The organism is Bradyrhizobium sp. KBS0727 (assembly GCF_005937885.2).
GTDB lineage: Bacteria > Pseudomonadota > Alphaproteobacteria > Rhizobiales > Xanthobacteraceae > Bradyrhizobium.
Map to the genome: position 1 here is coordinate 3,634,153 of NZ_CP042176.1, position 21,935 is coordinate 3,656,087.

Genomic DNA, 21,935 nt, shown 5'->3' on the forward strand with positions numbered 1-21,935 from the left:
CGCGCCCAGCAGTAGGCTCGTCATTGCTGTGCATGTTCAATAATTCGCTGATTGAATCACCCCCTGAGAGGAGGAGGATTCGATGCGCGACAACAGCTATGACCGGACGATTGAGCGCAATTACCTTCAGAAATGGCGGTTTCTGATCCCGGAGTATGAGGCGGTGAAGGCTGGCCGATCGGGCACATTTCGCCGGGTCGGCGATTTTTACCGTCATCACGGGACGTGCTCGCAGACCTTCCGGAAATATTACAACCGATATCTACGGAGCGGCGCGGAGGCTGACCTACTGCCGCAGCGCCGCGGGCCGAAGTGGCGCGAGCGGCGCGAACCGGAAGGTATCGAGGCCGAGATCGTCGCCTGCCGCCACCGTGGCATGAACCGTTACGAGATCCATGCCGCCTTGCGCGAGCGGCGCGATACGCTACCTTCGCCATCGACCATCTATCGGGTCCTGAAACGCTATCAGCTGAACCGCCGCACCCCGGCGATGCGTGAGGAGAAGCGCCGCATTATCAAGGACAAGCTCGGCGAATTGGGCCATGTCGATCTGCATCAGCTACCGCGTGACATGTTCCTCGCGCCACCCTCAAGCTCGGCCTACATTGTAAGCTTGCTCGATAGCTGCTCGCGGCTGGCCTGGGCCGAGGTCATCACCTCGAAGAAGGCGCTGCCGGTCATGTTCAGGACGCTGAAGATGATCAACACGCTCAACGTCACTTACGGACTGGTCTTCGCTGAAATCCTGTCCGACAACGGCTCCGAATTCGCCTCCCGCAATCACCCTGAAGAGCACCCCTTCGAGGCCATGCTGCTCGAACTCGGCATCAAGCACCGTTACACAAGACCCTACCGGCCGCAGACCAACGGCAAGGTCGAACGCTTCTGGCGCACCATCGACGACGACGTCATCGACGGCGCGACCTTCGACAACCTAGATCACTTCGCCAACGAGCTCTTCGAGTATCTGATCTACTACAACAACCACAGACCTCATCAGGCCCTTGGCGGACAGACCCCGAAAGACTTCGCTTCGACCAAAACTCAAGCCACTCAATCAGCGAATTAGTGAACTCGCACAATTGCGAGGAGCATAAGCGACGAAGCAATCCAGACTTGCTCCGTGGCTGTGGATTGCTTCGCTCCGCTCGCAATGACAAAGAAGGCCCCTAAACCGCCGCGCTCTTCAGCGTGCTGTCGATCATTTGGGCCAGCGTTTCCAGTTGGAACGGCTTCTGCAACGCGGGACGATCGCGATATTCCGGAGGCAGGCCCGAGGAGCCGTAACCGGTCGCGAAGATGAACGGGCGGCCTTTCATCTTGATCAGTTCGGCCACCGGCGTGATCACCTTGCCGTTGACGTTGACGTCGAGAATGGCGAGGTCGAATTCGGTCGATTGCGTGAGCCTCAGCGCCTCGCTGATTTCGCCGGCTTCAGCCGCAACGCTGTAGCCGAGCTCTTCGAGCATGTCGGCCACCATCATCCGGATCATGACCTCGTCCTCGACGAGGAAAACAGAACAGCCCGCCGGCCGTGTCGCCATCATGATGGAATCCTTGCCCTTCCGAGCGCCAAGGTTCGCAAAAAACACCCCCCGGCGCAACGCCGGCCTGCATCGACAACACGATTGTTGGCTAATGATTTTCCGGAGCGGTAACGCCGTGGTGGGATTAACGGTTCCAGGTCATGGAACCGGATTCTTCAGGAAATTGTTCCTTAATGGCGCCGCCGCTATTGCATCCCGGTCGGCCCGAAGCTCAGGATTGGCGGCCAGGCCCGCCCAAGAGATGTCATGTCCCAAGAACCGCCCGAAAAGATGATGTTCCAGCTCACCCTGCGGCGGCGGGGGATCAGCGATCAGGCCGTCCTGCGGACCATGGAGGAGGTGCCGCGCGAGGTGTTCGTCGCGGTCGCCGACCGAGGCTACGCCTATCGCGACAGCGCCCTCGGCATCGCTTGCGGGCAGACCATCAGCCAGCCCTTTGTGGTCGCCTACATGACCGAGCAGTTGCAGCTCCGGAAGCATCACAAGGTGCTCGAGATCGGCACCGGCTCCGGTTACCAGGCCGCCGTGCTGTCGCGGCTCTGCGGGCACGTCTTTACCATCGAGCGCTACCGGACACTGGCCGACAGCGCGCGCGCCCGGCTGGAGAAGCTCGGCTATCACAACATCGAAGTGATGTTCGGCGACGGTTTCGATATTCCGCCAGGGGCCGGCGACTTCGACCGCATCATCGTGACGGCGGCGATGGAGAAAATTCCGGACAGCCTGCTGCAGCGGCTGGAGCCCGGTGGCATCCTGATCGCGCCGGTCGGGCCGCATCACGGGACCCAGACGCTGGTCCGCGTCACCAGGACCGACAGCGGTTTCGACAGCAGGGAATTGGTCGATGTGCGCTTCGTGCCGGCGCTGCCGGGAATCGCGCGCGAGCTGTAGAACCCGGGATTGGCGGTTCCCGCCAATACCTTATTCGAAGCCTCGTTTGACAGTTAAGCGCTTGTTTACTCGGGAGGTGTTTACTCAAAACAGTATTTTGTTGCGTACCAGTGAGTAACCATGTCCCGTCTCGCCGAGTTACTTCGCTCGCGTAGCGCTCCGCAATTTGCGGTGCTGGCGCTGATGTCAGTCGGGTTTGCCGGCTGCAGCGCCGATATGTCGACGCGACTTTCCCAGAATTATTCCAATCCCTTTGCGTCGGAGCCTCAGGCCACCGGTTCGGTGCCGACGCCCGCCGTCGAGCGCCGCGAACTGCCGCAATATGCAAGGCCGCAGGCGCAGAATTCGCAGACGCAGTATCAGCAGCAAGCGCTGCCGCCCGCGGTCGCTGCGCCTCACTCCTATCCGGTCGCATCCAGCGGCGTGTCCGGTGGCGGGCGCGGACTGTCGTCCTACGCGCCGCCGCCCGCCCATCCGCAGCTCGAGACCACCGGCACGGTTGCGCCGCGCTCGGTCGCGGCGGCGCATCCGCCGGCGGCCGGCGGGACTACGATCATCGTCGGCACCAGCGATACGCTCGACCTCTTGTCGAAGCGCTACAATGTCTCGACCGCGGCGATCCTGCAGGCCAATGGATACAAGGGGCCGCGCGCGCTCTCGCCCGGCCAGCAACTCATCATTCCGCGCCAGACCGCGGCCGTTGCCGCGCCTGTGCCGGCCGTCGCGCCGCCGATGAGCAAGCCCGTCGCCGCAGCGTCGGGCGTTCACGTCGTCAATCGCGGCGATACCCTGATGAGCATCGCGCGCCGTAACCATGTCCCGGTGGCGGAGCTGGCCAGGGCCAATAATCTCGACACGTCGGCCAAGCTCAGCCTCGGCATGAAACTCACTGTGCCCGGCGCAAAATCCGCGGCTGTCGCGCCGGTGATGCAGCCGGTTGCTGCTGCGCCGGTTCAGCCGGTCGCTGCCGTTGCCGCTCCCGCCACCAAGATGGTTGCAGCCGCCGTGCCGCCGCAAAGCGCGCGTCTGGCGCAGGCGACCACGAACGTCGTGGAAGAAAAGCCGGTTGCTGATGCGCCGGCCGCGGTCAAGCCGAGCGAAGCCACCGGTGCGTTGCCGACCTTCCGCTGGCCGGTGCGCGGCAAGGTGATCACGAGTTACGGCGCCAAGACCAACGGCAAGTCCAATGACGGTATCAATCTGGCGGTGCCGGAAGGCACGCCAGTGAAGGCGGCCGAAGACGGTGTCGTTGCCTATTCCGGCAACGAACTGAAGGGTTACGGCAATCTGGTTCTGGTTCGGCACTCCAACGGTTACGTCACCGCATATGCCCATGCGAGTGAACTGATGGTGAAGCGCGGGGACACGATCAAGCGCGGTCAGATCATTGCCAAGTCGGGTCAATCGGGTGAGGTGGGGTCGCCGCAACTCCACTTCGAGATCCGCAAGGGATCTTCACCGGTTGACCCGCTTCAATTCCTGAACGGCGCGTAAGGGATCGCTGCGTCGAGCAGCGAACCAACGCAGCCACACCTACAACTGTCATCGCCCGGCTTGACCGGGCGACCCAGTATTCCAGAGCAGTTGCGATAGGGCTGTGAAGCTGCGGCGTACTGGTTCCCCCGCCTTCGCGGGGGATGACGAGTGGAGCGCTTGGCGTGCAGCGAGCCAGCTAAATTCTTCTACTTCCCCGTCAGCCTTACACCGAGCCGGCCCGCCAGTTCCTGCGTGAACTGCCACGCGACCCGGCCCGAACGCGAACCGCGCGTGGTCGACCACTCCAGCGCCTCGCGCTCCAGCTCGTGGTCGGCGATCTTGATGCCGAAATGGCTGCAATAGCCGCGCACCATCGCGAGATATTCGTCCTGGCTGCAGCGGTGAAAGCCGAGCCACAGACCAAAGCGGTCCGACAGCGACACTTTTTCCTCGACCGCTTCGCCCGGATTGATCGCGGTCGAGCGCTCGTTCTCGATCATGTCGCGCGCCAAAAGGTGGCGGCGGTTCGAGGTGGCGTAGAGGATGACATTGTCGGGACGGCCCTCGATGCCGCCTTCCAGCACCGCCTTCAGCGACTTGTAGGAGGCGTCGTTGCCGTCGAAGGAGAGGTCGTCGCAGAACACGATGAAACGGAACGAGGAGTTGCGCAGGCGGTCCATCAGGCCGGGCAGGCTCTCGATGTCCTCGCGGTGAATCTCGATCAGCTTGAGCCGGTCGGCCGGCTTGCGGTCGATATTGATATTGGCATGGGTTGCCTTCACCAGCGACGATTTGCCCATGCCGCGCGCGCCCCAGAGCAGCGCGTTGTTGGCGGGCAGGCCGTCGGCGAACCGCTCGGTGTTCTCGATCAGGATGTCGCGCATCCGGTCGATCCCCTTGAGCAGGCCGAGGTCGACGCGGCTGACGCGCGGGACCGGCGCCAGCCGTCCATCCGGGTGCCAGACAAAGGCGTCGGTTGCGCCGAACGACTCAGCGGTCCCGGCCGCGGGCGAAGCCGCGGATAGGTGGCCTGCGATAGCTTCCAGCGCCATGGCAATCCGCTCGGCACTGGCGTCGTTCGAGGGCTTTGCCGGACGTTTTGTCGCGGTTTTTGCTGGTGCCCGAGAGGCCGCCTTGGAGGCGGCGCGGGGCGTTGTTTTCTTGGCTCTTTTTGACATTCTTGGGGTTCCTGACCGCGCAGCCATAACGGGCCTTGGAAGGTCCCGCAAGCGGCCTAAATGAGGGGCCTGGCAGCGTTGCAATTAGGCCCGCCGCCGCTATAGTCCGCGCGAATTTACCCGGACCGGTGCGTTGCCCAGGCCTTGATACCCAGGCAGGACCGGTTCTTTCCCGACTTACGAGGATTGTTCGAATGCTGATTACCCCTGCGTACGCCCAGGCTGCAGCCGGTGGCGATGCCAACAGCATGTTGATGTCACTGCTGCCGTTCGCGCTGATCTTCGTGATCATGTACTTCCTGATTCTGCGGCCGCAGCAGAAGAAGGTGAAGGACCATGCCGAACTGGTGAAGAACATCCGCCGCGGCGACACCGTCGTCACCTCCGGCGGCCTGGTCGGCAAGGTGACCAAGGTGGTGGACGACGACCAGATCGAGTTCGAGATTTCGGACGGCGTCCGGGTGCGGCAGATGCGGCAGATGATTTCGGGCGTCCGTGCCAAGGGCGAACCGGCCAAGGAAAAGACGGAAGCTGCCAAGGACGAGACGTCCGCGAGCTAAAGTTTTTCGCGCTGCTCTCGCGGCGTATTTTCCTGGATCTGACGGGTCAACTCGATGTTGTATTTCACGCGGTGGAAGGCGCTGGCGATCATTCTGACCGCGCTTGTGGTCTGCCTGTGCGCCGTGCCGAACTTCTTCCCGGAATCGCAGGTCAAGACCTGGCCGGTCTGGGCGCAGCGCCATCTCGTGCTCGGCCTCGATCTGCAGGGCGGCTCGCACATCCTGCTCGAAGTCGACTCCAACTCGGTCAAGAAGGACAAGCTCGACCAGGTTCGCGACGACGTCCGCCGCACGCTGCGCGACGCCAAGATCGGCTATACCGGTTTGGCCGCCAAAGCCGACTCGGTCGAAGTCCGGGTCAAGGACACTGATCTTGCGACCGCGCTGACCAAATTGCGCGAGCTGTCGCAGCCGCTCGGCGGCCTGCTTGGCTCCAGTGGCCAGCGCAGCCTCGAAGTCTCCGATGCCGGCGGCGGGCTGATCCGGCTCACCGTACCGCAGGCCGCGATCACCGAACGCATCCGTCAGTCGGTCGAACAGTCGATCCAGATCGTCGAGCGCCGCGTCAACGAACTCGGCACTGTCGAGCCCCTGATCCAGCGCCAGGGCGTCGACCGCATCCTGGTGCAGGTGCCGGGTCTGCAGGATCCGACCCGGCTGAAGGAATTGCTCGGCAAGACCGCGAAGCTCGACTTCCGCATGGTCGACCTCACCGTTCCGGCGGATCAGGCCCAACAGGGCAGGGTGCCGCCGGACTCCGAAGTCCTGATGAGTTCGACCGCGCCGAAGGTGCCCTATGTCATCAAGAAGCAGGTGCTGGTTTCCGGCGGCGACCTGACCGACGCCCAGCCGGGCTTCGACCAGCGCTCGGGCGAGCCGATCGTCAGCTTCCGCTTCAACACCTCAGGCTCGCGCAAATTCGCGCAGGCGACGTCGGAAAATGTCGGCCAGCCCTTCGCCATCGTGCTCGACAACGAGGTGATTTCGGCGCCCGTGATCCGCGAGCCCATCACCGGCGGCTCGGGCCAGATTTCCGGCAGCTTTACCGTGCAGGCCGCCAACGATCTGTCGATCCTGCTGCGCGCCGGCGCGCTGCCGGCGCCGCTGACCATCATCGAGGAGCGCACCGTCGGTCCCGGCCTCGGCCAGGACTCGATCGAAAAGGGCGAACTCGCGGCCTACGTCGGCTCGATCATGGTCATCGTGTTCATGCTGGTGACCTACCGGCTGTTCGGCGTGTTCGCCAACATCGCGGTTGCCATCAACGTTGCGATGATCTTCGGCGTGCTGTCGCTGCTCAACGCCACGCTGACGCTGCCCGGTATCGCCGGCATCGTCCTCACCGTCGGTATCGCGGTCGACTCCAACGTCCTGATCTATGAGCGTATCCGCGAGGAATTGCGCGGTGGCCGCACCGCGATTTCGGCGATCGACGCCGGCTTCAAGCGTGCGCTCTCGACCATTCTCGATTCCAACATCACGACTTTCATCGCCGCCGCCGTGCTGTTCTATATCGGTACTGGGCCGGTGCGCGGTTTTGCCGTGACGCTCGGCATCGGCATCATCACCACGGTGTTCACCGCCTTCACGCTGACCCGCCTGATCGTGGCGGGGTGGGTGCGGTGGAAGCGGCCGCAAACCGTGCCGATCTAAGGATCCAGCCTGTGACTCACTTCGTTCTCATCGCGCTGGGCGTTTTGATTGTCGTGCTGACCGTGGTCAGCGCGCTCGGCCTGTTGCCGTCGCTGCGGATCGTCCCCGACGACACCCATTTCGATTTTACGCGCTTTCGCCGCATCAGCTTTCCGATCTCGGCGCTGCTGTCGATCGTCGCGATCACGCTGTTTTTCACCCACGGGCTGAATTTCGGCATCGACTTCAAGGGCGGTACGCTCATGGAGGTCCAGTCCAAGTCGGGCGCGGCCGATATCGCCACCATGCGCGCGACGTTGGGAAATCTCGGGCTCGGCGACGTCCAGTTGCAGCAGTTCGGCGGTCCGGCCGACGTCCTGATCCGCGTCGCCGAACAGCCCGGCGGCGATGCCGCGCAGCAGGCGGCGGTGCAGAAAGTTCGCGGCGCGCTCGGCGATGCCGTCGACTATCGCCGCATCGAAGTGGTGGGGCCGCGCGTTTCGGGCGAACTGCTGGCCTACGGCATGCTCGGCCTGATGCTCGCGATCTTCGCGATCCTGATCTATCTCTGGTTCCGGTTCGAATGGCAGTTCGCGCTCGGCGCAATGATCGCCAACGTCCACGACATCGTGCTGACCATCGGCTTCATGTCGATCTCGCAGGTCGATTTCGACCTCACCAGTATCGCGGCGCTGTTGACGATTCTCGGCTACTCCCTGAACGACACGGTCGTGATCTATGACCGGATCCGGGAAATGCTGCGGCGCTACAAGAAAATGCCGATGCCGCAACTGCTCAACGAATCCATCAACTCGACACTGTCGCGCTCGATCATCACCCACGTCACGGTGACGCTGGCGCTGCTGGCGCTGCTGCTGTTCGGCGGCCACGCCATCCACAGCTTTACCGCGGTCATGATGTTCGGCGTGGTGCTGGTCGGCACCTACACCTCGATCTTCATCGCCGCGCCGATCCTGATCTATCTCGGTGTCGGCACCCACCGCGACGGGCCGGACGTTCCCGCAAAGAAATAGCCATGGCCAACCCCTCGGACGTTCCGCACCTTCCGAGGCCGGCGCCGATCGAGGCCTACGGCAAGGGCGGCTTCGCCTTCGACACCATGTCGCATCGTGGCTCGCTGTTGTGCCTTCCGGACGGGATCTGGGCATGGCCGGTGACGCAGCCTGCCGAGATCGACCAATACACGCTGGAGCGCGTGTTCAAGGCCGCCAACGCCATCGACACGCTGATCGTGGGCACCGGCACCGAGGTCTGGCTGCCGCCACGCGGCCTGCGCGAGGCACTGCGTGCGGTCCGGGTGGTCATGGATACGATGCAGACCGGTCCGGCAATCCGCACCTATAACATCATGCTGGGCGAGCGCCGGCGCGTCGCGGCGGCGCTGATCGCGGTGCCATGAACGCCACGCAAGCTCCCATCGACGCCGCCGGCTTCTGCGCCGATCTGGTGCGCAGTCACGATTTTGCCCGCTACGCCGCGACGCTGTTCATGCCGGCGATCCCGCGTCGTGCGCTGCTGGCCGTCTACGCCTTCAATGCCGAGATTTCGCGGGTGCGCGAGCAGGTCAGCCAGCCGCTGCCGGGCGAGATACGGATGCAATGGTGGACCGACACGTTGGCCGGATCGGGCCACGGCGGCAGTGAGGGCAATCCGGTGGCCGCAGAACTGCTGCTTGCGATCCGGGATTTTCGTCTGCCGGTCGAGCCGCTATTGCGCCTGATCGAGGAGCATCAGTTCGATCTCTACAACGACCCGATGCCGTCGATGGCCGCGCTGGAAGGCTATGTCACCGATACCTCGTCGGCGCTGTTTTCGCTGGGCGCGCGGATCGTGGCGCGGCCGTCGGAGCAGATCGATCATCTGGCGCGCCATGCGGGTCTCGCGCAAGGCATTGCGCAGGTGATCGCAGCGTTGCCGCTCGATGCGGCGCGGCGGCAGCTCTTCGTGCCGGTGCAGTTGCTGGAAAGTCATGGCAGCGGCATGGAGGAAATCTATGCCGGCAAGCAGACGCTGAAGGCGCGTGCGGCGATCGATCAGTTGAGCGGTGAGGCGCGCGCGCATCTAGCGACGGCCTTTGAGCTGCTGGCCGGCGTACCGCCGGAGGCGAGACCGGTATTCCTGCCGCTGGCGCTGGTCCGCCGCGATCTGAAGCGGATGTCGCGCGCCGACGTCGATCCCTTCGTACCGCATCCGACCTCACGGTTGCGGACGCTGTGGACACTATGGCGGGCGTCGCGGTCGAAGGAGTTTTCGTAGGCTGCGCCGCTCAGGCGGTCGTCATACCCCGCGAATGCGGGGTATCCAGTACGCCGCGCCGTCCGATTGAATCACCCGCTTTCGCGGGTGACGACAGCTTAGCGCGCCGGTTGATCCATATCGGCCGACTCGAAATTGAATCGATCGCGCAAGTTCTTGCGCTGTTCCAAAATGTCTTTCAGGAATTCGCGGTCGGCATCGCTGGTCATCATCGGCCCGATCAGGTCGATCTGATTCATCGCGACCAGTTGCAGGATCTCGGTACGCGGTTTTCCGGCACTGTCGCGCGGCAGGGCATGCACCACCTGGATATGTTCGGGCGGCTTGATGCCCTTGGCGGATGAGAGTTCGCTGCGCAGTTGTTTTTCCAGCGCGACCTTGTCCGCCTCGACAAACGCATACAGCCCGACACCGACACGCCGGTCGGCAAAGGCGACGATCGCGGTGTCGCGGACTTCAGGGTTTTTCCGGATCAGATCGATCAGCACCGGTGCGTCATTGACCAGGCGCCGGCCGCCGCCTTCACGGTCGGTGAAATTGAACAGCCCCCGGGTGATCGCCTGGTAGACCTTCTTGCCGGTCTTGAGCCAGAGGCTGGCGACAAAGGATTTGCGCGCGAGGATCTTGCGCTCCATCGGGGTCAGCGCCGCGGGCGCATAGCTGCGCTTGTGCTTCAACAGATGCCGCAGGTCCTCATAGGCCGCGATCCGGAACAGTCGGCTGCGGCTCTTGAAGCAGCCGGCCAGCTGAAAATCGGTGAGATAGGCGTTGCCGTCGCTGCCGCGCAGCCAGTTCTGTTCCTTGGCGAGGTCGTTATGGCAGATGCCGGCGCGATGCAGCTTGCGCAAGGCGAGCTTGGCGGAGCGGAAATAGGCGAGGTCACCATGGGGTTTTGCCAGATGCAGCGCGACACCGTCGATGAAGCCGCGCACCAGCGCCTGCCGCCCGGCCCACAACAGTTTTGGGCCGACATCGAGATCCCGCGCCAGCGCCAGCGCGCGACGTTCGCGCGCGAACAAATGGCGGGCCAGCGGATAGGACCACAGCGGCACCTGGTCGAGCCGGCGCAGCACAGCCTCGACGTCTCCGGAATCTTCGCGAAAACGTCCGCGTTCGACGGTCGAGAACACGTCGCGCTTCAACAGCACGCCTTCGGTCCATCGCGCCGACAGAACCGCGGCGTCATCTCCTTGCAAGGCCATGATGTTACGCCGCCGCCGCAACGCGTAGGTGGTCGGCGATCCAGCCGTCGAGGTCGGCGAGCGCGCGGGCGCTCATCGCCTGCTTCTTGGCGACCGTCTTCTCGTTGCCGCGCAGCCGTGTGCCGTCGGGTTTTTTGGTCGGCGCGACTGCAAGCGGCGGGAACAGGCCGAAATTGATGTTCATCGGCTGGAACGAGCGCGTGCCGGGCTCGAGTTTCTCGCCGGGTTCGATGGTCTCGATGTGGCCGCCGGTGATATGGCCGAGCAGCGATCCCAGCGCGGTGGTCGCGGGCGGCGGTGCCAGCGACTGCGCGCGTGCATCGGCCGCGGCGTAAAGTCCTGATATCAGGCCGATGCTGGCGGATTCCACGTAGCCCTCGCAGCCGGTCATCTGACCGGCAAAACGCAGCCGCGGCTGGGCACGTAGTCGCAACTGGCCGTCCAGCAGTTTGGGCGAGTTGAGGAAGGTGTTGCGGTGGAGGCCGCCGAGCCGGGCGAATTCGGCGCCTTCGAGTCCGGGAATGGTGCGGAACACCTGTAGCTGCGCGCCGTGCTTCAGCTTGGTCTGGAAACCGACGATATTGTAGAGCGTGCCGAGCTTGTTGTCCTGGCGCAGCTGCACGATGGCGTAGGCCTTCACCGTCGGATTATGCGGATTGGTCAGCCCGACCGGCTTCATCGGTCCGTGTCGCAAGGTCTCGGGGCCGCGTTCCGCCATCACCTCGACCGGCAGGCAGCCGTCGAAATAGGGCGTGTTGGTCTCCCAATCCTTGAAGTCGACCTTCTCGCCGGCCAGCAGCGCCGCGACGAAGGCATCGTATTGGTCCTTCGTCATCGGACAGTTGATGTAATCGGCGCCGGTGCCGCCGGGCCCGACCTTGTCGTAGCGCGACTGAAACCACGCCACCGACATGTCGATGGAATCCTTGTGCACGATCGGGGCGATGGCGTCGAAGAACGCCAGCGCGTTCTCGTCGGTCAGCTCACGGATAGCTTCCGCCAGCGGTGCCGAGGTGAGGGGTCCGGTGGCGACGATGACATTGCCCCATTCCTTTGGCGGCAGGCCGGCGACCTCCGCCCGATCGATCTCGATCAGGGGATGGTTGTGCAGCGCCTTGGTGACGGCGGCCGAAAAGCCGTCGCGGTCGACCGCCAGCGCGCCGCCGGCGGGCACCTGATTGGCGTCCGCCGCGCGCATGATCAGCGAGCCCAGCCGGCGCATCTCGGCGTGCAGCAGGCCGACGGCATTGTTGGCGGCGTCATCGGAGCGGAACGAGTTGGAGCAGACCAGCTCGGCCAGGCTCTCGGTGCGGTGCGCCTCGGTCATCCGCGAGGGACGCATCTCGTGCAGGATTACGGGAATCCCGGCATTGGCGATCTGCCAAGCGGCTTCCGAGCCGGCAAGGCCGCCGCCAACCACATGGACGGTGTCACTTTGGGGAGTGTTGGAAATCATGCGCGCAGGGTTAGCGCGTTTTCGCAGCGAGTGCACCTGCGTCCGAGGCCGTCGGCGCGTTTTGAGAGGAAACGCGTCTGGTTCAGATACGACAACGCCCGCAGCAAGGCGGGCGTTATCCGTTCGTTAGATCAGGCGGCTGGCGGGCAAATCAGCCGTTAAAAGTCCCGGCTGCAACGCGCGGAATGTCCGAGCGATCAAGGCCGATATCGGCCAGTTCGCGATCGCTGAGCTGGGACAGTTCGCTGACATTGCGCTGATAGTCCCGGAACGCCTGGATCATGCGGATGAGCGAGAGAAGCATGGTAGTCTCCTTGTAGTTACGATTCAGCTCTTGGAGGAAAGCCTCATCGTTGAAATGAATATAGGTCGCTATACCGCAATGCAGAAGTTCCGATGTTGCGGTGCAGCTAATCTAAAAACGCATAGCGGGGGTAAGAAACGATTAACCTTTCGGCATGGCTGCCGGAGCGGTTATCCGAGGCGGTGGCCCGGGCACCGAAATGAAGCGAACGTGCCTATAAAATAGGGGAAATGTCGCAAATCCGTCACAGCTCTTACTGCCAGAATAAATGGAAATTGGGGAACAGAGATTCAAGGGTGGAGCCCCGCCGCGACTGAAAATGTCTCTCTAAGGGCCGAGTCTTGGAACTTTCTTATGCATGATTCGCATGCAGCTCTTGCCTTTAAAGTGAACTAATAATCATTTCTTTGTTGGGGCGCTAAATGCTCCGTCGGCTGTGTCGCGATGGAAGCCCAGCGCCTTCTAGGCGGACGCACGGCGTCTACGCGGCATCGGGCACGGACCGCGCGTGGACCGCCATTGACCGGAGGACGTTGTCGCCCACTACGACGATGCGACCCTGGCGAGGTGGATGCGGAGCAGTCGCGTCAGCGAAATTGCGCAGGATCATTTGCATCCTCGGTCACGCATTGAAGTCGCACAGCCTGAGGTGATGACGGTCCTCCCGCGATGATCGTCGCATCGCTCGAGCGCCTCCGCCGATCGACGCGCACTGTGCGTCGCATCATTACGCGGTCGTAATGAAAAAGCGTTGTTTCGCATAAGGCCTTGCGCGCGGCGCCGATCAAATCTCTATCGCGCGAATTTCATTCTGAAATTTTTGTGTGATCGGCGAACAATCGTTTCACGGATTCCGGCAATGACGCCGGTTTTCGTTCAAAAAAACAGAAGATGGAAAACTACCATGCTCAACAAGATACTCGCAGCAGCCGCAATGGCTGCAATCGCTTACGCCGTCGTCCCCGCCAATGCCGCCCATGTCAGCGCCGGCTGCAGTGGATCGAACCTCACCAAAACCGAATCCATGGTCGAGACCATGGCTGACGGTGAAGGCAAGATCATGGCCCAGAAGGAAATTGCGATGGCCCAGGATTCGATGCTCAACGGCAAGATGGGTGCATGCGGCATGCATCTCAGCAAGGCCATGCATGCGGGTATGGCGAAGTAAATTCGCACGTTCTCACACGAAGGGCCGGTCGCGTGCGATCGGCCCTTCGATTTTGTCATTTGCTTCGCGGCTTTTGTTTCGCGCTAAGGCGCACGCGCGAGCTGGGCGGCGAAATAAGCGACGGTCTTTGCATAGACCTCGCTCTTGTTCCACTGCTGGATCACCGCAAAATTCGGGCTGCCGGGTTGCCAGTCCTTGCCCTTCTGCCAGCCATAGCTGGCAAGAAAGTTCGCGGTCGATGCCAGTACGTCCGGGACGCTCCGCAGCAGATCGCGGTGGCCGTTGCCGTCGAAATCCACGGCGAATTTGATGTAGGACGAGGGCATGAACTGGGTCTGGCCGATTTCGCCGGCCCATGCGCCACGCATTTCCTGCGGGGCGATATCGCCGCGCTCGATGATGCGCAGCGCGTCCATCAACTCGGCCTTGAACGTGTCGGCGCGCCTGCAATCATAGGCCAGCGTTGCCAGCGCGCGCATCGTCGGGAATTTCCCGATATTGGCGCCGAAATCGGTTTCCAGACCCCAGATCGCGACGATCACTTCGCCCGGCACGCCATAGGCCTGCTCGATCCGCGACAGCACCGAACCATACTGCTTGAGCATGTTGGAGCCGCGGGCCATTCGGGGCGGGACCATCCGGCCGGAAAATTCCTCAAAGCTCTGGCTGAACACTTTCTGCGACTGGTCGCGGGTCAGCACGTTCTTGTCGAGGGTGACGCCGCTCAGGCCTGCCTGGATGGCGGCGGGTGAAATCCCTTTCGCGGTGGCTTCCTTCTTGAAGTCTTCCAGCCACGCCTCGAAGGTGCCGGTGCCGCAGGGCGCGGCGATCGCGGATGCGGCGGCCGACGTCAAGACGAGTGCGGCCAACGCAACGGCGCGCAGGGAGCGGCGAGGGGTCAAAAAACAAGAGCTCATGCAGTCATTCGCTCCAAGGTCGACTCATCATCGACATCAGCTTCGAAACCATACCGAATGTTCGGGGCAACAGCGGCTAAAACAAGGCTTTTCCACCTGCATGGCCGTTACGCATGCAGTGCGCGCTATGCCGCCCAATTCATGGGCTGCGGGATTGTCGGGGCCATCATCCTCCGGCGCACCGAACCGCCGGTCAGCCGTCGACCGGCGGTCTTGGTCGCGACAGGTGCCGCTGCCCTAGCTGTCCTTGCGCCGCCAGGGAAACAGATTGGCCGGGAAATCGGCGGCGGGACGGCGTTCGCGCGGCTGCCGTGGCGGAAGTGGCTGCGGGTTGAGCTCGGGCTCGATCGTTTCCCGATAGAGATGCCAGGTGGCGTGCCCGAGCAACGGGATCACGACTGTAAGGCCAAGGAAGAACGGCAGCGATCCCGCCACCAGCAGTACCGCGACGATCAATCCCCAGGCTGCCATTGGTACCGGATTGCGTGCGACCGCGCGCAGCGAGGTCACCATCGCATCGCCAACGCCGGCATGACGATCGAGCATCAGCGGGAACGACACCACGCTGACGCAAAGCGCGACGAGCGCGAACAGGAAGCCGACGCCACAGCCGACGATGATCAGCCACCAGCCTTGCGGCGTCGTCAGCACGCGCGTGGCGAAGTCGGAAATACCGGTCGCGCCTTCATAGCCGAATGCCGCAATGTAGATTGCCTGCGCGGTGGCGACCCAGGTCACGAACAGTGCCAGCAGCAGGACGCCGAGGCCGAGCATCGCGCCGAATGATGGTGAGCGCAGCACTTCGAGCGCATCCCATGCCGAAGGTTGCTGTTCGCCTTTCTCTCGACGGCGGCTCAGCTCATAGAGACCGAGTGCTGCGAACGGGCCGAGCAGGGCAAAGCCGGCGGCGAGCGGAAACAGCAACGGCAACACGGAATAGCCGAGCACGGTGCGCGCCAGCACCAGTCCGAGCACGGGATAGATCACGCAGAGAATGATGGCGTGGCTTGGGACAGCCTTGAAGTCTTCCCAGCCGAGTTGCAACGCCCGATGCAGATCGGAGAAGCCGATGGTTCGAATGACTGGCGCAGCTGCGGCATCTTGTCCGTTCTGCGTCAGAGATGTGACATTGCCTTGAATTGGAGCGCCTTGCATTGGAGTGGCCATGGTCGTCGCCTCCCTTTGGCGGCAGCGTTTTGCGCCTTGCCGGGGCGCAAACGTGCCGTTTCCAAAAATGATCACGAACAGACCAGACGCGCAGACAGGTAGAGGAACTGGCCTTGTCGCGAACTGAAGCGATAACGTACTCCCAAAGAGGGACAGATGCACTCACGCTTCGGTGAATGTTGCATTGGCAAGCGAGGCCGGTCTCGGTAAACTCGACCTCGGTACCGGCTAGGTGCTGCCGGTCGGAAAGTGCCGACGGACCCCACCACATCTTCAAGCTTATTGGGAGCTAACGATGAGTATTTTCGGAAAAATCATGAGCGCGATCTTCGGCACCAAGGCGGATGCTGCGCCTGCGAGTGGCGGAGCGGCGCCGGCGGGTGGATCCTCGTCAGCTGCGGCGCCCGGGGCGGCACCGGCCCAGACCGTCGACGTCGCGCCGATCCTGGACAAGGCGGTGGCGGCCAAGGGCGAGAAGCTGGAGTGGCGCACCTCGATCGTCGACCTGATGAAGGCGCTCGACATCGACTCCAGTTTTGCAGCGCGCAAGGAGCTGGCCAAGGAGCTCGGCTACACCGGCGACAGCAACGACTCCGCCAGCATGAACATCTGGCTACACAAGCAGGTCATGACCAAACTGGCAGCCAATGGCGGCAAGCTGCCGCCGGAAATCAAGCACTGATCTGCGGCTTCAGGCACGGCAAAGGCCCGCGATATCGCGGGCCTTTTTCGTGACGCCGCCAAACAAGAATCAACAAGGAGAACGCTCATGAACATTATCGATCGCAGGACTATCCTGGCGTCCGGTGCGCTGGCACTGGCGGGCACGGCCATGCAGGGCAGTCCGGCCGAAGCGCAAGCCGGCCCGAAGGCGATGTTTCCCGTACCGGCGACGACGATCCCGATCGTCGGCGAGGCCGAGGTATTTCAGGTTCGACGGATCTATTGCATCGGACGCAACTATGCCGCGCATGCGATCGAGCGTGGCTCCGACCCGACCCGGGAGCCGCCGTTCTTCTTCCAGAAGCCGACCGATGCGATCCAGAACGTCGCGGTCGGCACCGTCGCCGACCATCCTTATCCGTCGCTGACCAAGAACTATCACCATGAGGTCGAACTGGTCGCGGCACTGAAATCGGGCGGCGCCGACATCCCGGCCGAGAAGGCGCTCGAGCACGTCTACGGCTACGCGCTTGGCCTCGACATGACCCGCCGCGACCTGCAGAACGGCATGGCGGCGGAGAAGAAGCCGTGGGAGATCGGCAAGAGCTTTGACCATGCCGCCGTGATCGGCCCGATTCACCCGGCGTCGAAGACCGGCCATTTTGCCAAGGGCGCGATCTCGCTTGCGATCAACGGCACCGTGAAGCAGAGCTCCGACCTGCAGAACATGATCTGGAGCGTGGCCGAACAGATCGCCAAATTGTCCCAGGCCTTCGAGCTGAAAGCAGGCGACATCATCTATTCCGGCACCCCTGAAAATGTCGGCCCGGTGGTCAAGGGCGACGTACTGCTCTGCAAGCTGGAAGGCCTGCCGGATATGTCGATCCGGATCGTGTAAGGCGCTCGGGCGGCTCCTGAACTTGCGAGCTGCAAGGCGCGACCAAGGGATGACACGCGGCGGCGCGGACGATGCCTGGCGTCAGGCATGGTCCGCGATCCGCTGCGCAAATTTCTGACATCCCGAGGATCCAGGCCTTGCCAACCCGCATCGAGCGTTCCGGCGACCTTCTCACCATCCAGCAGGACGTTCCGTGGCTGTCGCGGCTGCTGATGCTGCCGCTGCTGTTGGGCGCCGGCTATCTTTTTCGGATTTTCTTTCTGTCGATCGGCGACGTGCTCGGCGGCGTGAAAGAGAGCGAGTTGCTGGCTGGCCAGATCATTTGCCTCGTCCTCGGCCTGCTCATCGGCGTCCCCGGCCTGATGGGATTCCTGATTCGAAACTCGCTGGTGATCGACAAGGCGCAGGGCAGGGTGACGAAGTTCTACGACTTCAGGCTGTTCGGCATACCCAAGAGCTTCGACCTTTCGCATGTTTCGCTGATCACGATCACTTGGGAAGACATCCTGGAGCAGAACACGACCGGTCCCGACCGCGACATATTTAATGTCAATTTGGTGCGTCCCAGGGATCACCAAGCGACCATGATCGCATTCTTCAGAACACTGAAGGAAGCGACCGATCTGGCCAACGAATTGTCCGTCGCACTTGGAATACCGGTGAAGGATCTTTCGGACACCGAACCGGACGAGGACTGCGACCCGGAGGAGCTGGACAAGGCTATGCCGTCAAATCCGCGGCCTCGGGGTGCTTTGCGAGGTAGTCCACAACAAACGAACATCCCGCAACCACCTTCCGCCCGTCCGCCCGGATCAGCTCCAGCGCACCCTTGACCAGTTCGGATGCGATGCCGCGGCCGCGAAGCGAGCGCGGTGTCTCGGTGTGGGTAATGATGACGGCTGACGGCGTCACGCGGTAATTCGCGAACGCCACCGCGCCTTCGACGTCGAGTTCGAAGCGGCTTTGAGCCTTATCGTCACGGACGGCGGCCATGCGGGCAATTCCCCAGTTCGAATGATTCACCGTGTTCATTTAAGCGCGTGAACCCGGCGCTGCAAACCGCAATCGCGGCACGATCCGGCCCTACCAGGGCGACAACAGAGGCGGCCTTGCCGATTACGACAAGGCGCTGCAATACGACCCGGCCGATGCTTATTCCTGGAATAATCGCGGCCAGGCCAAAATGCGGCTCGGCGACGTCAAGGGGGCGATCGCGGATTTCCGCAAGGCGCTCGAGATCAACCCGAGCCTGCGCACCGGACGCGACGGCCTGCAACAGCTCGGGGTGGCGCTGTAGGGTTGGCCTGCCGCCAGCCGCCTTCATGCACGGAATCCTGCTGGTCGCGTCTTGCAAGCGATTCCGGCGTGCCTACCTTTTAGGGCAGACATACGCCCCGATGCGGCCGGATCTCGTTCGATATCGGAATGTGTTTGATCGTGGGCCGCTGACGTATGCCTCTTTTTTTCAAGGGAGGTTACCTATGTCGGACTCTCGTTTCTTCAATACGCATCGCCCATGGGAAGATTGGTTCGGCATGCTGCTTGGCGGGCTGATTGTGGTGTCGCCATGGTTTCCGTTCCAGTCCAGCCACGAGACCATGGACGCTGAGCGCAGCACGATGATCCTCAACACCTTTGCGGTCGGCATGCTCGTGTTCGGCCTTGGCCAGCTCGAATACGTCGCCTTGCAGCGGTGGGAGGAGGTAGCGGAAATCGCACTCGGCCTCTGGCTGATCGCATCGCCCTTCATCTTCGGCTATTCCGGCGACGACATGCTGAAGATTTGGCACGCCTCGCTCGGCGTCATCGTCGTGTTGCTGGGTGGGCTTCAACTCTGGCAGGACTGGCGGCTCAGCGACAATGAGCTGGCCAACCATCCGTAGTAGTAGCGACCAGTGCGTGGGCCCGCCGGTCTCCAGCTCGGCGCGGCCTCATGCCTTCAGCAGATCGGCATAGTCGGCGTGCTTGTCGATCCAGGCTTTGACGAACGGGCACTGCGCGACCACTTTCAGCCCGTCGGCCCGCACTTGGTCGAGCGCGCCCTTGATGAGCTTCGAGCCTACGCCTTTGCCGCCGAGTTCAGGGGGCACCTCGGTGTGGACGAAGGTGATGACGCCGTCAGCTAACTTGTAGTAGGTGGCGGCGATATGGCCTTCGACCGCGAGTTCGAAACGGTGCTCGGCCTTGTTGTCAACGACGTCGTTCATGTTGCTACCTGCTAGTTCTTGAGAGAGTCCGTAAGCATATCGCGGATCGACCAAGGTTCGCCGTCGCTGGCCCGATCGGCCGACGAGGGCGCTGCGGCCCATACCGGTTGCGATAGAGCCATGGCCGGCAGGCCGGCCGCACCTGACACTATCAACGCCCGACGGGTCGCCATGGCAGTCCTCAAATCAGATCAGTCTGCTTATAGACGGAGATGCTTGGCTGGATCATGGTGATTCCGGCAAGATGCCGGGAGAAGACCATGTCGAATGAAAAAGGGCCGAACATCAAGAAAAAGCAGAAGTGCAAGAACTGCGAGGGCAAGGGCTTGGTGAAAAAGGGCGACAACGTCGTCAAATGCCAGCGCTGCAAGGGGACCGGCGTGCGCTGAACGTTGTTGCCGTGCGGCGCCGTTCGCGTTCAAAATGCCCATCTGACGGCGATCCGGCGGCCCTTGCCGAAGCCTGTGCGATGGCGATAAACCATCGCCAAGAAACCATGGCCAAGCCTGCCCCGGGGCGATCAACAGCCCCCGCCTGCGTTGAAGAGGAAACCTCATGAAGCTCGTCCTGACCGTGCTTGGCATCGTCCTGCTCGTCGTCGCCGCGGTCTATTTCGTCATGCCGGCCGATCAATTGCCGGGCTTCTTCCCCGGGCATGAAGCGGGCGTTGCGAAAATCCACGCCAAGCATGGCATTGTCGCCGGAGTCGCCGGCCTGGTGCTGCTGGCGGCCGGCGTATGGATGGGACGCCGATGAGCGGCTCATCCGCCGCAACCAGCCCGCGCGGGGGACTGGCGCGGATGTCGCGCCGGGTGATGAACCTGGCGCATCTGGTGACCCAGAACGCCCGGCGCCATGGCGAACGGGCGGGCTTCATCTGGGGCGACAAGTCCTGGACCTGGCGCGAGATCGATGCCGCCGTCTCGGCGCTGACGGCGGCCCTTGCCGCGCGCGGCGTTGTCAAGGGCGACCGCATCCTCGTTCATTCCAAGAATTGCGACGAGATGTTCTGGTCGATGTTCGCGGCCTTTCGCCTCGGCGCGGTCTGGGTGCCCACAAACTTTCGCCTGATGCCGGACGAGGTCGCTTATCTTGCCTCGGCTTCCGGCGCCAAGGCGTTCCTGTGCCACGGCGATTTTCCCGATCACGCCAGCGCCGCGGCCAATCCCGCGCTCGAATTCATCTGGCGGATCGGCGAGGGCGGCTTTGGCGAGACCTCCGTGGCCGAGGCGATCGCGGCGCACGCCGGCACGAAGGTCGACAACGCCGCCGTCGATTACGACGATCCCTGCTGGTTCTTCTTCACCTCGGGCACGACGGGACGCTCCAAGGCGGCGGTGCTGACCCACGGCCAGATGGCGTTCGTCGTCACCAACCATCTCGCCGACCTGATGCCGGGCACCACGGAACGGGACGCCTCGCTGGTGGTGGCGCCGCTGTCGCACGGCGCCGGCGTCCATCAACTGGTGCAGACCGCCCGCGGCGTGCCGACCATCCTGCTGCCGTCGGAGAAATTCGACATCGCCGAGGCGTTCCGCCTGATCGAGGTCCATCGGGTCAGCAACATCTTCACGGTGCCGACGATTTTGAAGATGATGGTCGAGCACCCCGCGGTCGACAAATACGATCACTCCTCGCTGCGCTTCATCATCTATGCCGGCGCGCCGATGTACCGCGAGGACCAGAAGGCCGCGCTGAACAAGCTCGGCTCCGTGCTGGTGCAGTATTTCGGCCTTGGCGAGGTCACCGGCAACATCACGGTGCTGCCGACCTACCTGCACGACCCCGAGGACAGCCCCACAGCCCGGATCGGCACCTGCGGCTTCGAGCGCACCGGCATGCAGGTCTCGATCCAGGGTGACGACGGCAGCGAACTCAAACCGTTCGAGACCGGCGAGATCTGCGTGATCGGCCCCGGTGTGTTCGCCGGCTACTACGACAACCCCGAGGCCAACGCGAAAGCGTTCCGCGACGGCTGGTTCCGCACCGGCGATCTCGGCCACATGGACGCGGAGGGTTTCGTCTACATCACCGGCCGCGCCTCCGACATGTACATTTCGGGCGGATCGAACATCTATCCGCGCGAGGTAGAGGAGAAGATTTTGACCCATCCGGCGATCGGCGAGGTCGCGGTGCTCGGCGTACCCGATCCGTTCTGGGGTGAGGTCGGCGTCGCCGTCTGTGTCGCGCGCGAAGGCGCTGCTGCGGTGAGCGAGGCGGAGCTGGCCGCGTTCCTGTTGCCAAAGGTGTCGCGCTACAAGATGCCGAAGCGGTTCTTCTTCTGGGAGGCGTTGCCGAAGTCCGGCTACGGCAAGGTTCCGAAGCGGCTGGTTCGCGACGAGTTGGAGGCGCGCGGGCAGCTCGACCTTGTTTCCAAGACAGGCACCTGAGA

Annotated in this window: 26 protein-coding genes; 17 read left to right on the top strand and 9 right to left on the bottom strand. The window is 62.9% G+C overall.

The annotated features are described in order from the left end of the window. Nucleotides 1–82: 82 nt before the first annotated feature. Complete coding sequence (locus tag FFI89_RS16750; protein WP_138838376.1) at nucleotides 83–1,069, top strand: integrase core domain-containing protein; 987 nt, start codon at nucleotides 83–85, stop codon at nucleotides 1,067–1,069. A gap of 100 nt (nucleotides 1,070–1,169) precedes the next feature. Here FFI89_RS16750 and FFI89_RS16755 read toward each other — a convergent pair whose 3' ends face one another. Beyond that, a complete protein-coding gene (locus FFI89_RS16755; RefSeq protein ID WP_138838378.1) occupies nucleotides 1,170–1,547 on the bottom strand; it encodes a response regulator in 378 nt (125 codons plus the stop codon). Nucleotides 1,548–1,820: 273 nt separating this feature from the next. Here FFI89_RS16755 and FFI89_RS16760 point away from each other — a divergent pair, with 273 nt between their 5' ends. After that, the gene (locus tag FFI89_RS16760) at nucleotides 1,821–2,438 is read left to right on the top strand and encodes a protein-L-isoaspartate(D-aspartate) O-methyltransferase (protein WP_138839335.1); all 618 of its coding nucleotides are present in this window, start codon (nucleotides 1,821–1,823) and stop codon (nucleotides 2,436–2,438) included. A 120-nt stretch (nucleotides 2,439–2,558) separates the two neighbouring features. After that, on the top strand, nucleotides 2,559–3,932 hold the full coding sequence (locus tag FFI89_RS16765; protein ID WP_138838380.1) for a peptidoglycan DD-metalloendopeptidase family protein: 1,374 nt from the start codon (nucleotides 2,559–2,561) through the stop codon (nucleotides 3,930–3,932). 188 nt (nucleotides 3,933–4,120) lie between these two features. Here FFI89_RS16765 and FFI89_RS16770 read toward each other — a convergent pair whose 3' ends face one another. Then, nucleotides 4,121–5,092 carry an ATP-binding protein gene (locus FFI89_RS16770; protein ID WP_138838382.1) on the bottom strand — a complete coding sequence of 324 codons (972 nt, stop codon included), beginning with the start codon at nucleotides 5,090–5,092 and terminating at the stop codon, nucleotides 4,121–4,123. A 194-nt stretch (nucleotides 5,093–5,286) separates the two neighbouring features. Between FFI89_RS16770 and yajC the strand changes: the two genes are divergently transcribed. From yajC to FFI89_RS16795, 5 genes are read left to right on the top strand one after another with little or no spacing between them, the layout of a single operon-like run. Then, entirely contained in the window at nucleotides 5,287–5,652 is a 366-nt protein-coding gene (gene yajC / locus FFI89_RS16775) for a preprotein translocase subunit YajC (RefSeq protein ID WP_074830187.1), read from the top strand. A gap of 54 nt (nucleotides 5,653–5,706) precedes the next feature. After that, nucleotides 5,707–7,305 carry a protein translocase subunit SecD gene (secD, locus tag FFI89_RS16780; protein ID WP_138838384.1) on the top strand — a complete coding sequence of 533 codons (1,599 nt, stop codon included), beginning with the start codon at nucleotides 5,707–5,709 and terminating at the stop codon, nucleotides 7,303–7,305. A gap of 11 nt (nucleotides 7,306–7,316) precedes the next feature. After that, nucleotides 7,317–8,318, top strand: coding sequence for a protein translocase subunit SecF (gene secF, locus FFI89_RS16785; RefSeq protein WP_138838386.1), 1,002 nt, complete (start codon nucleotides 7,317–7,319; stop codon nucleotides 8,316–8,318). Nucleotides 8,319–8,320: 2 nt separating this feature from the next. Continuing rightward, nucleotides 8,321–8,704 (top strand): Mth938-like domain-containing protein, encoded by a 384-nt coding sequence (locus FFI89_RS16790; RefSeq protein ID WP_138838389.1) that lies wholly within the window; start codon nucleotides 8,321–8,323, stop codon nucleotides 8,702–8,704. Then, complete coding sequence (locus FFI89_RS16795) at nucleotides 8,701–9,561, top strand: phytoene/squalene synthase family protein (protein ID WP_138838391.1); 861 nt, start codon at nucleotides 8,701–8,703, stop codon at nucleotides 9,559–9,561. Before FFI89_RS16790 ends, FFI89_RS16795 begins: the two co-directional genes overlap by 4 nt. A 98-nt stretch (nucleotides 9,562–9,659) precedes the next feature. Here FFI89_RS16795 and FFI89_RS16800 read toward each other — a convergent pair whose 3' ends face one another. The 3 genes from FFI89_RS16800 to FFI89_RS16810 form a co-directional block, all read right to left on the bottom strand. Beyond that, nucleotides 9,660–10,763 carry a serine/threonine protein kinase gene (locus FFI89_RS16800; protein WP_138838393.1) on the bottom strand — a complete coding sequence of 368 codons (1,104 nt, stop codon included), beginning with the start codon at nucleotides 10,761–10,763 and terminating at the stop codon, nucleotides 9,660–9,662. Between the two features lie 4 nt (nucleotides 10,764–10,767). Beyond that, on the bottom strand, nucleotides 10,768–12,219 hold the full coding sequence (trmFO, locus tag FFI89_RS16805; RefSeq protein WP_138838395.1) for a methylenetetrahydrofolate--tRNA-(uracil(54)-C(5))-methyltransferase (FADH(2)-oxidizing) TrmFO: 1,452 nt from the start codon (nucleotides 12,217–12,219) through the stop codon (nucleotides 10,768–10,770). Between the two features lie 151 nt (nucleotides 12,220–12,370). After that, the gene (locus tag FFI89_RS16810; protein ID WP_138838396.1) at nucleotides 12,371–12,523 is read right to left on the bottom strand and encodes a DUF1127 domain-containing protein; all 153 of its coding nucleotides are present in this window, start codon (nucleotides 12,521–12,523) and stop codon (nucleotides 12,371–12,373) included. Nucleotides 12,524–13,382: 859 nt separating this feature from the next. Between FFI89_RS16810 and FFI89_RS16815 the strand changes: the two genes are divergently transcribed. Beyond that, complete coding sequence (locus FFI89_RS16815) at nucleotides 13,383–13,691, top strand: hypothetical protein (RefSeq protein WP_138838398.1); 309 nt, start codon at nucleotides 13,383–13,385, stop codon at nucleotides 13,689–13,691. Between the two features lie 83 nt (nucleotides 13,692–13,774). On the opposite strand, the gene FFI89_RS16820 is transcribed toward FFI89_RS16815, so the two are convergent. Continuing rightward, nucleotides 13,775–14,608 carry a lytic transglycosylase domain-containing protein gene (locus FFI89_RS16820; protein ID WP_210249129.1) on the bottom strand — a complete coding sequence of 278 codons (834 nt, stop codon included), beginning with the start codon at nucleotides 14,606–14,608 and terminating at the stop codon, nucleotides 13,775–13,777. 237 nt (nucleotides 14,609–14,845) lie between these two features. Continuing rightward, entirely contained in the window at nucleotides 14,846–15,763 is a 918-nt protein-coding gene (locus tag FFI89_RS16825; protein ID WP_168213163.1) for a DUF2189 domain-containing protein, read from the bottom strand. Nucleotides 15,764–16,070: 307 nt separating this feature from the next. Between FFI89_RS16825 and FFI89_RS16830 the strand changes: the two genes are divergently transcribed. The 3 genes from FFI89_RS16830 (at nucleotide 16,071) to FFI89_RS16840 (ending at nucleotide 18,169) form a co-directional block, all read left to right on the top strand. Next, nucleotides 16,071–16,457, top strand: a complete 387-nt coding sequence (locus FFI89_RS16830; RefSeq protein ID WP_138838402.1) for a DUF3597 domain-containing protein — start codon at nucleotides 16,071–16,073, stop codon at nucleotides 16,455–16,457. Nucleotides 16,458–16,544: 87 nt separating this feature from the next. After that, nucleotides 16,545–17,336, top strand: a complete 792-nt coding sequence (locus FFI89_RS16835) for a fumarylacetoacetate hydrolase family protein (protein ID WP_138838404.1) — start codon at nucleotides 16,545–16,547, stop codon at nucleotides 17,334–17,336. A 137-nt stretch (nucleotides 17,337–17,473) separates the two neighbouring features. Then, nucleotides 17,474–18,169, top strand: coding sequence for a hypothetical protein (locus FFI89_RS16840; protein WP_138838405.1), 696 nt, complete (start codon nucleotides 17,474–17,476; stop codon nucleotides 18,167–18,169). On the opposite strand, the gene FFI89_RS16845 is transcribed toward FFI89_RS16840, so the two are convergent. Beyond that, a complete protein-coding gene (locus FFI89_RS16845) occupies nucleotides 18,057–18,329 on the bottom strand; it encodes a GNAT family N-acetyltransferase (protein WP_138839339.1) in 273 nt (90 codons plus the stop codon). The two genes, FFI89_RS16840 and FFI89_RS16845, sit on opposite strands and share 113 nt — an antisense overlap. 136 nt (nucleotides 18,330–18,465) lie before the next feature. Between FFI89_RS16845 and FFI89_RS16850 the strand changes: the two genes are divergently transcribed. After that, nucleotides 18,466–18,633, top strand: coding sequence for a tetratricopeptide repeat protein (locus tag FFI89_RS16850; protein WP_246669508.1), 168 nt, complete (start codon nucleotides 18,466–18,468; stop codon nucleotides 18,631–18,633). A 184-nt stretch (nucleotides 18,634–18,817) separates the two neighbouring features. Then, nucleotides 18,818–19,219 carry an SPW repeat protein gene (locus FFI89_RS16855; protein ID WP_138838409.1) on the top strand — a complete coding sequence of 134 codons (402 nt, stop codon included), beginning with the start codon at nucleotides 18,818–18,820 and terminating at the stop codon, nucleotides 19,217–19,219. Between the two features lie 48 nt (nucleotides 19,220–19,267). Here FFI89_RS16855 and FFI89_RS16860 read toward each other — a convergent pair whose 3' ends face one another. Further along, the gene (locus FFI89_RS16860; RefSeq protein ID WP_138838411.1) at nucleotides 19,268–19,543 is read right to left on the bottom strand and encodes a GNAT family N-acetyltransferase; all 276 of its coding nucleotides are present in this window, start codon (nucleotides 19,541–19,543) and stop codon (nucleotides 19,268–19,270) included. A 260-nt stretch (nucleotides 19,544–19,803) separates the two neighbouring features. Here FFI89_RS16860 and FFI89_RS35215 point away from each other — a divergent pair, with 260 nt between their 5' ends. From FFI89_RS35215 to FFI89_RS16870, 3 genes are all read left to right on the top strand, one after another. After that, nucleotides 19,804–19,932: a hypothetical protein gene (locus FFI89_RS35215; RefSeq protein WP_256379192.1), complete on the top strand. Its 129-nt coding sequence runs from the start codon at nucleotides 19,804–19,806 to the stop codon at nucleotides 19,930–19,932. A gap of 166 nt (nucleotides 19,933–20,098) precedes the next feature. After that, entirely contained in the window at nucleotides 20,099–20,299 is a 201-nt protein-coding gene (locus FFI89_RS16865) for a hypothetical protein (protein ID WP_138838412.1), read from the top strand. After that, nucleotides 20,296–21,933 carry an acyl-CoA synthetase gene (locus FFI89_RS16870; RefSeq protein WP_168212913.1) on the top strand — a complete coding sequence of 546 codons (1,638 nt, stop codon included), beginning with the start codon at nucleotides 20,296–20,298 and terminating at the stop codon, nucleotides 21,931–21,933. Before FFI89_RS16865 ends, FFI89_RS16870 begins: the two co-directional genes overlap by 4 nt. Nucleotides 21,934–21,935 lie beyond the last annotated feature (2 nt).

Excerpts from the sequence above, each read along its gene's own strand:
- secD (WP_138838384.1), top strand. The coding sequence starts at position 5,707 with ATGTTGTATTTCACGCGGTGGAAGGCGCTGGCGATCATTCTGACCGCG.
- FFI89_RS16870 (WP_168212913.1), top strand. The coding sequence starts at position 20,296 with ATGAGCGGCTCATCCGCCGCAACCAGCCCGCGCGGGGGACTGGCGCGG.
- FFI89_RS16760 (WP_138839335.1), top strand. The coding sequence starts at position 1,821 with ATGTTCCAGCTCACCCTGCGGCGGCGGGGGATCAGCGATCAGGCCGTC.
- FFI89_RS16820 (WP_210249129.1), bottom strand. The coding sequence starts at position 14,608 with ATGAGCTCTTGTTTTTTGACCCCTCGCCGCTCCCTGCGCGCCGTTGCG.
- FFI89_RS35215 (WP_256379192.1), top strand. The coding sequence starts at position 19,804 with ATGTCGAATGAAAAAGGGCCGAACATCAAGAAAAAGCAGAAGTGCAAG.
- FFI89_RS16810 (WP_138838396.1), bottom strand. The coding sequence starts at position 12,523 with ATGCTTCTCTCGCTCATCCGCATGATCCAGGCGTTCCGGGACTATCAG.
- FFI89_RS16770 (WP_138838382.1), bottom strand. The coding sequence starts at position 5,092 with ATGTCAAAAAGAGCCAAGAAAACAACGCCCCGCGCCGCCTCCAAGGCG.
- FFI89_RS16750 (WP_138838376.1), top strand. The coding sequence starts at position 83 with ATGCGCGACAACAGCTATGACCGGACGATTGAGCGCAATTACCTTCAG.
- FFI89_RS16860 (WP_138838411.1), bottom strand. The coding sequence starts at position 19,543 with ATGAACGACGTCGTTGACAACAAGGCCGAGCACCGTTTCGAACTCGCG.
- FFI89_RS16800 (WP_138838393.1), bottom strand. The coding sequence starts at position 10,763 with ATGGCCTTGCAAGGAGATGACGCCGCGGTTCTGTCGGCGCGATGGACC.
- FFI89_RS16855 (WP_138838409.1), top strand. The coding sequence starts at position 18,818 with ATGTCGGACTCTCGTTTCTTCAATACGCATCGCCCATGGGAAGATTGG.
- FFI89_RS16845 (WP_138839339.1), bottom strand. The coding sequence starts at position 18,329 with ATGGCCGCCGTCCGTGACGATAAGGCTCAAAGCCGCTTCGAACTCGAC.
- FFI89_RS16835 (WP_138838404.1), top strand. The coding sequence starts at position 16,545 with ATGAACATTATCGATCGCAGGACTATCCTGGCGTCCGGTGCGCTGGCA.
- yajC (WP_074830187.1), top strand. The coding sequence starts at position 5,287 with ATGCTGATTACCCCTGCGTACGCCCAGGCTGCAGCCGGTGGCGATGCC.
- FFI89_RS16815 (WP_138838398.1), top strand. The coding sequence starts at position 13,383 with ATGACGCCGGTTTTCGTTCAAAAAAACAGAAGATGGAAAACTACCATG.
- FFI89_RS16830 (WP_138838402.1), top strand. The coding sequence starts at position 16,071 with ATGAGTATTTTCGGAAAAATCATGAGCGCGATCTTCGGCACCAAGGCG.
- FFI89_RS16795 (WP_138838391.1), top strand. The coding sequence starts at position 8,701 with ATGAACGCCACGCAAGCTCCCATCGACGCCGCCGGCTTCTGCGCCGAT.
- FFI89_RS16755 (WP_138838378.1), bottom strand. The coding sequence starts at position 1,547 with ATGATGGCGACACGGCCGGCGGGCTGTTCTGTTTTCCTCGTCGAGGAC.
- trmFO (WP_138838395.1), bottom strand. The coding sequence starts at position 12,219 with ATGATTTCCAACACTCCCCAAAGTGACACCGTCCATGTGGTTGGCGGC.
- FFI89_RS16765 (WP_138838380.1), top strand. The coding sequence starts at position 2,559 with ATGTCCCGTCTCGCCGAGTTACTTCGCTCGCGTAGCGCTCCGCAATTT.
- FFI89_RS16865 (WP_138838412.1), top strand. The coding sequence starts at position 20,099 with ATGAAGCTCGTCCTGACCGTGCTTGGCATCGTCCTGCTCGTCGTCGCC.
- FFI89_RS16790 (WP_138838389.1), top strand. The coding sequence starts at position 8,321 with ATGGCCAACCCCTCGGACGTTCCGCACCTTCCGAGGCCGGCGCCGATC.
- FFI89_RS16825 (WP_168213163.1), bottom strand. The coding sequence starts at position 15,763 with ATGCAAGGCGCTCCAATTCAAGGCAATGTCACATCTCTGACGCAGAAC.